Here is a 9,097-nt window from a genome sequence, read left to right as displayed (position 1 = left end):
GCCAACCCAGCCTGCAACACCATGAACAACGACGCACCCACAGACCGAGCCACCACCCCCAAACCACCCACCAACCCCGCATCCAACCCGAACCAGGTGACCGCACCGGAATACGAGGCCACGGCGGGCCGTGGACGGTCCAGCGGAATGGTCATCTCCTCCGGCAAGCCGGCGAGTCGCTCGGTCCAATAGGCCACCTGCCTGGCGAACAGACTGTCCACATCGGACTCATCGCCCAACAGAGAACGCTGCCAGAGCGTGTAATCGGCGTACTGCACAGGCAGTGGCGACCACTCGGGGGCGGTCTTCGCGCACCTCGCGGTATAGGCGTTGACGAGGTCACGCGCGAGCGGCCCCATCGACCAGCCGTCACCCGCGATGTGATGCACCAGCACCAGCAACACCGACGTCGACTCGCCAACCTCGAACAACGTCGTCCGGATCGGGATCTCCCCAGCCAGATCGAACTCGTACCGCGCCGCCGCTCCCAACGCTTCGACGAGTTCGGCCTCGCCGAGCCGCTCGAGACGCAACGTCAGCTCGATGTCCAGGATTCGCTGCCACGGGCGGCCATCCCGTTCGGGGAACACCGTCCGCAGCGATTCGTGGCGTCCGACGACGTCGTTCAGTGCCGCCTCGAGCGCGTCCCGGTTCAGGTCGCCGGTCAGGCGCAAGGCCAGTGGGATGTTGTAGGTCGCCGATGGCCCTTGGAACTTGTGCAGGAACCACAACCGCTGCTGCGCGAACGACAACGGCAGCACGTCGGGACGATCGTGGGCCACGAGTGGGGGCCGGGCGGCGGCGCCCATCGCCAGGCGGACGGCGAGACCCGCGGGTGTCGGCGTCTCGAACAGTGCCCGCACCGACAGCTCGACGCCCAGTGCGCCGCGGATCCGGCTGACCAGCCGGGTCGCGAGCAGCGAATGCCCACCGAGATCGAAGAAGTCGTCGTCGGCGGCCGCTGACGGGACTCCGAGGACCTCGGCGAACAGTCCGGCCAGAATCTCCTCGCGCGGCGTCGACGGCGTCCGCCCGGCCGACGCCGGAAGCTCAGGCGACGGCAGCGCCGCGCGGTCCAGTTTTCCGTTGGCGGTCAACGGAATCGCCTGGACGGACAGCACCACCGACGGCACCAGGTGGTCCGGGAGCCGCTCGCGCGCGAACCGCCGCAGCGCGCCGGCGTCCGATTCGTCGGAAACGACGTAGGCGACCAACCTGTCGTCACTCGCGATGACCACGGCCTGTGAGACGCCGGGATACGTGCGCAGCACGGCTTCGACCTCGGCAGGCTCGATCCGGAAGCCGCGCACCTTGACCTGGTCGTCGGCCCGGCCGACGAACTCGAGCCCTCCGCACCGGTCGCGCAGCACCACGTCACCCGTGCGGTACATCCGGGAGCCCGGCGCCCCGAATGGATCCGCCACGAACCGGCCCGCCGTCAGCCCGGGACGGCCCAGGTAGCCACGCGCGACACCGGCTCCCGCCACGTACAGCTCTCCGGCGACACCGGGCGGAACTGGCCGCAGGCCGGCGTCGAGCACGTAAGCCGCCAGATCCGGCAACGGCTCGCCGATCCGGCTGGCGGTCGCCGCCGCGGCCGAGACCCGATCCAGCTCCAGGTAGCTGACGTGCACGGTGGTTTCGGTGATCCCGTACATGTTGACCAGCAGCGGAGCCCGGTCCGGATGGCGCTCGTACCAGGCGGCGAGCCTGGACAGATCCAGCGCCTCCCCGCCGAACACGACCGTCCGCAGGGCGAGTGGCAACGGGGTCTCGCGGTCGGCCTCGATCAGCTGGTAGAACGCCGAGGGTGTCTGGTTGAGGACCGTGACGCGCTCGTCGGCGAGCAGCCGCACGAACCGTTCCGGTGAGCGGCTGACCTCGTGGGACACCACGACCACCGACCCGCCCCAGGCCAGCGCGCCCCACAGTTCCCAGACGGAGAAGTCGAACGACGCCGAGTGGAACAGGGTCCAGACGTCCTCGTGGCCGAACTCGAGCCATCGCCGCGTGGTCTCCAGCAGCCGCACGACGTTGTGGTGCGGCACCACCACACCCTTCGGCGCGCCGGTCGAGCCCGACGTGTAGATCACGTACGCGGCCTGCCCGGGGTCTCCCGGCACATGCGGGTCCGTGCCGGGGTACGTCTCCAGCGCCGCCCGCACGTCCGGTGCGTCGAGCACGATGGCCCCGGGAACCACCGTCGTCGAGGTCGTCAGGACCCGGCTCGGACCCGCGTCGTCGAGCAGGTAGGCGACGCGCTCGGCCGGATAGTCCGGGTCGACAGGCAGGTACGCGGCCCCGGCCTTGAGCACGCCCAGTATCGCGGCGACCAGTTCAGCCGACCTCGGTAGCAGCAGCGCGACCCGGTCCTCCCGGCCGACACCCTTGTCGAGCAGCAGCCGGGCCACGCGGTTGGCCCGTACGTTCAACTCCGCGTATGTCCACCGGGTGTCCCCCGACACAACCGCGACGGCGTCCGGGCGCTCCCCGACGCGTTTCTCGAACAGCTCCGGCAACAACGCGCCGACGGCGACGGGTTCCGGCGCGGCGAGCAACGCGGCCCGTTCGTCCGGAGCGAAGATGTCGGCGTCGCCGATCGTGGCGGCCGGATCGGCGACGACCGCCCGCAGCAGCCGCTCCCAGCGGGCCACCAGCGTCGTGACCGTCTCGGCGTCGAAGATGTCGGTGGCGTACTCGACCATGACCGACACCCCGGCGGGCTCACCGCTTCCCTCGGTGACCTGCTCGGTGACGCTGAAGAACAGGTCGAACCGCGAAGTCCCGGTGGACCCGACGTCGAGGCTCGCGGTGAGGCCCGGCAGCTCGAACCGGCCCCGCTCGTTGTTCTGCAGCGCCAGCGCCACCTGGAACAGTGGGTGGTGCGCGGTGGACCGCTGGGGGTTGAGCAGCTCCACCAGGTACTCGAACGGGACGTCCTGGTGGGCATACGCCGCAAGGCTCGTCTCGCGAACCCTGGCCAGCAGCTCGGCGAACGACGGATCGCCCGAGGTGTCCGCGCGCAGCACCAGGGTGTTGACGAAGAAGCCGACGAGGTCGTCGAGCGCGTCGTCGGTCCGGCCCGCCACCGGGGCGCCGAGCGGGATGTCCGTCCCCGCGCCGAGCCGGGTGAGCAACGCGGCCAGCGCGGCTTGCAGCACCATGAACACCGTGGCGTCGCCGGTGCGGGCGAGGTCGACGAGCTGCCGGTGCAGCCCGGCGTCCAGCGTGAAGCGGGCCAGGTCACCCGCGTAGGACGACACCGCGGGCCGCGGCCGGTCGAGCGGGAGGTCGAGTTGCTCGGGCAGCCCCGCCAGCCGCTCCGTCCAGTAAGCGACTTGGTCGGCGAGGAGGTGTCCACGCTCGTCGAGCAGGTTCCGCTGCCACAGGGTGTAGTCGGCGTACTGCACCGGCAAGGCCGTCCACTGTGGACGTCCGCCCGCCTGACGGGCGGCATAAGCGGTGGTGAGGTCCCGCGCCAGCGGTCCGACGGACCAGCCGTCGGCCGCGATGTGATGCAGCACCACGACCAGTACCGATTCGCCCATGCCGAGGGTGCAGAGCCGGACCCGGACCGGGATCTCAGTGGCCAGGTCGAAACCGCGGACCGCCGTCTGCGCCACCGCGTCGTCGACCGTGTCTGGTGTGGACTGGACGACGTCGAAATCGAGGATCGCGCTTCCGGTGTCGAGGATCTTCTGGTGCGGACTGCCGTCCACGGCCGGGAAGACCGTACGCAGGCTTTCGTGCCGTTCGACGATGTCTTCCAGCGCCCGCCGGAGCACCGCCGGATCCACCTCGCCGGTCAGTCGCAGCACGAGCGGGATGTTGTAGGTGGCGGACGGCCCTTCCAGCTCGTAGAGGAACCAGAGCCGCTGCTGCGCGAACGACAGCGGCACACTCTCCGGCCGCGGCATCGGCCCCAGCGCCGCCCGGCTGCGGCCCGGATCGCCGAGTCGTTCGGCGAGGCTGGCCACACTCGACGCGTCGAACAGCGCACGCACCGGGAGCTCGGTGTCGAGCACGCTCCGGATCCGGCTCACCAGCCGGGTCGCGAGCAGCGAATGCCCACCCAGATCGAAGAAGCCGTCGTCGACGTTCACCGACGCGAGGCCGAGGATCTCCGCGAACAGCCCGCACAGCAGCTCTTCCCGCGCGGTAACCGGCGGGCGTGCCCCCACCGGAGCGTGCTCGGGCATGGGAAGCCGAGTCGCGGCTGTCGTCACGACAGCGTCCGACGTCAGATACGTGGGCAATTCCGCTCGAAGAGCTTCGAGCGCGGCGTCACCTTCGACGACCACATACGAGGCCATTCGCCCGTTTTCCCTGGGCACGCAGACAGCCTGCGTGACACCGGGACGGCGACGCAGCCATTCCGCGGCCATGTCGAGCTGTTCCCGGCCGACCCGGTCACCGGCCCCGGCCTGCCGTACGACCGTCCGCCGAGGCCTCGGCACCAGGCCCCGCAGCACCACCGGGAGTTCCCCGGACACGGCACGTTCCCGCAGCGCGGCCGGGTCGACGTCGACCGGCGCGACCAGCGTATCGGCCACCCCCAGCGCGCGGTCGAACAAAGCCAGCCCGCGTTCCTCGGTCATCGCCGTGATGCCGGACCTGTTCAGCTGCACCAGATCCGTCTCGGTGAGACCGCCGTCGACCACGGTGCGCCAGAGCCCCCATGCCAGGGAGACCGCCGGCAGGCCGAGTGCCCGGCGATGGCTCGCCAGCGCGTCGAGGAAGGTGTTCGCCGCCGCGTAGCCCGCCTGGCCCGCGTTGCCGATGAGCCCGGAGAACGAGGAGAACAGCACGAACGCCGCCAGATCGCGGTGCGCGGTGAGTTCGTGCAGATACCAGCCCGCGTCGACCTTCGGGCCGAACACACCCGCGAGCCGGTCCGGCGTGATGTCGGCCAGCGGCGCGTCGTCGATGAGACCGGCCGTGTGGACGACGGCGGCCAGGTCGGGGATCGACGCCAGCACCTCGGCCAGCGCGGCGCGGTCGGATACGTCGCACGCGACGATCCGCACCTCCGCGCCCAAACCGGCGAGTTCGCCCCGAAGCGTTTCCGCGCCCGCGGCCGCGGGCCCCCGCCTGCTCACCAGGACAAGCTTCTGCACGCCGTGCCACTCGACGAGGCGACGTGCCACCAGCGAGCCGAGCGCACCCGTACCGCCGGTGACGAAAACCGTTCCCTTCGAAGGGAAAACGAAGCTTTCCTGCTCGCTTGCCTTGGTCACGCGCGGGACGTACCGGCGCCCGGCGCGGACGGCGAGCTGCGGCTCGTCCCGGTCCAGCGCGACCGCGACCGCTCCGCGGACGTCGTCGGCCCCTGCCTGCTGGTCGACGTCGACCAGCAGGAACCGGCCCGGATACTCCGAGGCCGCCGAGCGCAGCAGCCCCCACAACGGAGACATCGCCAGGTCCTCCACCGCGCCATCGCCGGCGGCGACGGCCTCCCGCGTCACCACGACGAGCCGTCCGTGCTCGCCGGTGCTGGTTTCCTGCGCCAGCCGCAACACCGACCGGGCGGCGTCGTGCGCTCGGCCGACCACGTCGTCGTCCCGGTCACCGACGCAGGGCAGGACCGTCACCGGTGAGTTCTCGTCCGAGCCGAGGCTCCACGGGTCATCGCCGAGAATCCGCCACCGGCCAGGTTCGGGAGCCTCGCCGGACAGGGGCATCCAGCCGAGCCGGAACAACGACCCGCCGTCTCCAGGACGTGGTCCGGAGCGCTGGACGACCGAGTCGACGGTCAGCACGGGCGTGCCGAACTCGTCGGTGACCAGCAGCGCAGCGGCTCCGTCCACAAAGGATACCCGCGCGCGAGCGGCGGCGGCGCCCGCCGCAAGCAGGTCAACGCCGGTGAAGGTGACCGGCGCGCCGAATCGCCGCAGCACCGGGTCGAGCAGCATCGGGTGCAGGGCGAACGCGTCCGCCGGCTGGTCCTCGGCCAACTCGACGAGGTCACCCTTGTCGTCGCCCGGTTCTGGGACGGCAGCGCGGCCGGTGCCCGCGCTGAGTACGCCGGAAGCGTGCCGGGTCCAGCCGGACTCCCGCCGAGCGTGCACGGCGATGGTCCACCTGCCCTCACCGTCCGGGGCCACCGCGACGTGGAGTTCGACCGGATGGCCCGCGCCGACGGCGAGCGGTGCCTCGACCGTAAGCTCGTCGACCCGGTCGCAGCCGGCCCTGTCCCCGGCGACGATCGCCAGTTCCAGCAGGATCGCGCTGCCGTCGCAGTCGGCCAGCCAGGGGTGTTCTCCCGCCGAGAGCCGCCCGGTCATCGTCCACCCCTCGCCGTCCGGGCGCGGGATGACCGCTTCGAGCAGCGGGTGTCCGTCGGTGTGGCGCCCGGCCGCCTTCGGCGCGGGTTTCGTCCAGAACGAGCGGTGCTGGAAGGCATAGGTCGGCAAGTCCACCGCCCGCGCGCCCGGCACCAGCGCGGACCAGCCGACGGCGCCGCCCGCGACGTGCAGGCCGGCGGCGGCGGACAGGAACTGCCGCAGAGATCCGTGGTCCCGGCGCAGTGTGCCGGTGATGGTGGCCTCTACCCCGGCCGAGCCGGCGATGTCCCGGACGGCGTTGCCGAGCACCAGATGGGCGGACGGTTCGACGAACACGTCGTATCCGGCGGCGAGCAGCAGCCGGACGGCCGGATCGAACCGGACCGGTGCGCGCATGTTGCGGTACCAGTACTCGGCGTCGAGCGTGGTGCCGTCCACCGCGGCGACGTCCACTGTGGAATAGAAGGGGATTTTCGCGGTCCGCGGGGCGATACCCGCCAGCGCCTCCATCAAGGGCTCGTACAGCACTTCCACCCGTGGCGAGTGCGAGGCGTATGCGGCGGAGAAGGTCCGGAAGTCGATCCCGTCGCGGGTGCATCGCGCGGCGAGTTCCTCCAACGCCGGGACGTCACCGGTGATGACCGTCGACTCCGGCCCGTTCATCACCGCGACCCACAACCGGTCCGGCCACTGCCGTAGCAAGGCTTCGACCCGGTCCGCGGACAACGGCAGCCAAAGCCCGCCGCCCTTGCCCGCCAGCCGCGAAGCGATCTTGCTGCGCAGCGCCACCACCTTCGCGCCGTCCTCGAGGCTGAGCGCGCCCGCCACACACGCGGCGGCGATCTCGCCCTGGGAATGCCCGAGCACCGCGGCCGGCCGCACCCCGACGGATATCCACAACTCGGCGAGTCCGAGCATGACCGCCCACAGCACGGGCTGGACGACGTCCACCCGGTCCAGGGATTCGGCGTCCTCGGCCAGAACGTCGAGCAGCGACCAGTCCACGAACGACTCCAGCGCGGCGGCGCACTCCTCGATCCGCGCGGCGAACACCGGCGACGACGCGAGCAGTTCCTTCGCCATGCCGACCCACTGCGCACCCTGGCCGGGGAAGACGAAGACGGTCTTGCCGACGTCGCGGGCGAGGCCGGTCACCACGTTCACGCCGGTTTCACCCTCGGCCAGCGACCGCAACCCGGCGCGCAGCTCCGCCGTGTCCGCACCGAGCACGACCGCCCGGTGCTCGAACGACGACCGGTGCTCCGCGAGTGAGAAGGCCGTGTCCCGCGCGGGGTGTGCGGCGACCGACTCCTGAAGCCGGTTCGCCTGTGCCCGCAAGGCTTCCGCGGTCTTTGCCGACACCGGCCACGCCAGCGCCAGCGGTGGTTCGACCGGCGCGGCGGGCACCGGCGTCTCAGCGGGTGCCTCTTCCAGGATCACGTGGGCGTTCGTGCCGCTGATGCCGAACGACGACACCGCGGCGCGGCGCGGCCGGTCGGTGCCCTCCCACACGCGGCCGGACTCGAGCACCCGGACGCCGCCGGAGGCCCAGTCGACATAATCCGAGGGCGCGTCGACGTGCAGCGTCTTCGGCAGCCACCGGTTCCGCAGCGCCTGGACCATCTTGAGCACGCCGGCCACACCCGCGGCCGCCTGCGTATGCCCGAGGTTGGACTTGACCGACCCGAGCCAGAGCGGGCTTTCCGGCGCCCGCCCACGGCCGTAGGTCGCGAGCAGCGCCTGCGCCTCGATCGGGTCACCCAGCCGGGTGCCGGTGCCGTGGCCCTCCACGACGTCGACGTCACCGGTGTCCAGCCCCGCGTCGGACAGCGCGGCGCGGATCACCCGCTCCTGCGCGGGGCCATGCGGCGCGGCGAGGCCGTTGCTCGCGCCGTCGGAGTTGACCGCGCTGCCGCGGATCACCGCCAGCACCGGATGTCCCGCGGCACGGGCCCGGGAAAGCGGCTCCAGCACCAGCATTCCGGCGCCCTCCGCGAATCCGGCGCCGTCGGCCGCCGCGGCGTAGGCCTTGCACCGGCCGTCCTCGGAAAGCACCTGCTGCCGGGACATTTCGATCAGGTTGTTCGGCGTCGACATGACCGTCGACCCGCCGGCGAGCGCGACCGAACACTCCCCCTGCCGCAGCGAGCGGACCGCGAGGTGCAGTGCCACCAATGAGGAGGAGCACGCGGTGTCGACGGTGAGCGCGGGACCTTCCAGCCCGAGCAGGTAGGACACCCTGCCGGACACGACGCTCAGTGCGTTTCCGGTCAGCACCTGCCCCTCGAGCTCTTCGGGGATCTCGCGCGGCGCGTAGTCGCCGATGCTCGCACCGACGAACACTCCGGTCTGCGTGCCGCGCAGCTCGCCGGGCCGGATCCCGGCGGTTTCCAGTGCCTCCCAGGCGGTTTCCAGCACCAGCCGCTGCTGCGGGTCCATCGCCGCGGCTTCCAGCGGGCTGATCCCGAAGAACGCCGCGTCGAACTCGTCGGCGGCGTCGAGGAAACCACCACCGCGCGCGTGGCACCGGCCCGGCTCGTAGGGGTCGGGGTGGTACAGCTCGTCGAGGTCCCAGCCACGCCCGGAGGGCATGCCGGTGATCACGTCCCGTTCCTCCGCGACGATCCGCCAAAGGTCCCGCACGTTCGCGACGCCACCGGGATAGCGGCAGCCGGTGCCGACGATCGCGATCGGTTCCCTGGCCCCGGCGGTCAACTCCCGGTTGCGCCCGCGAAGTCGTTGGTTCTCCTTCAGGGCGGCCCGGAGGCCGTCGACCAGCTGGTCGGCAGACGCGGTCATGGGCGGCAAGCTCC

1 protein-coding gene is annotated in these 9,097 nt (G+C 71.5%); it reads right to left on the bottom strand.

Annotated elements, in window-relative coordinates; translation table 11 throughout:
* The coding region (locus ACFWMR_RS25225; RefSeq protein WP_378380132.1) for an amino acid adenylation domain-containing protein at positions 1 to 9,083 on the bottom strand (9,083 nt) is incomplete at its 3' end.
* Positions 9,084 to 9,097: the final 14 nt, after the last annotated feature.

The organism is Amycolatopsis thailandensis, from assembly GCF_042723255.1.
Taxonomy (GTDB): domain Bacteria; phylum Actinomycetota; class Actinomycetes; order Mycobacteriales; family Pseudonocardiaceae; genus Amycolatopsis; species Amycolatopsis thailandensis.
This window is presented reverse-complemented; position numbering and strand designations above follow the sequence as displayed.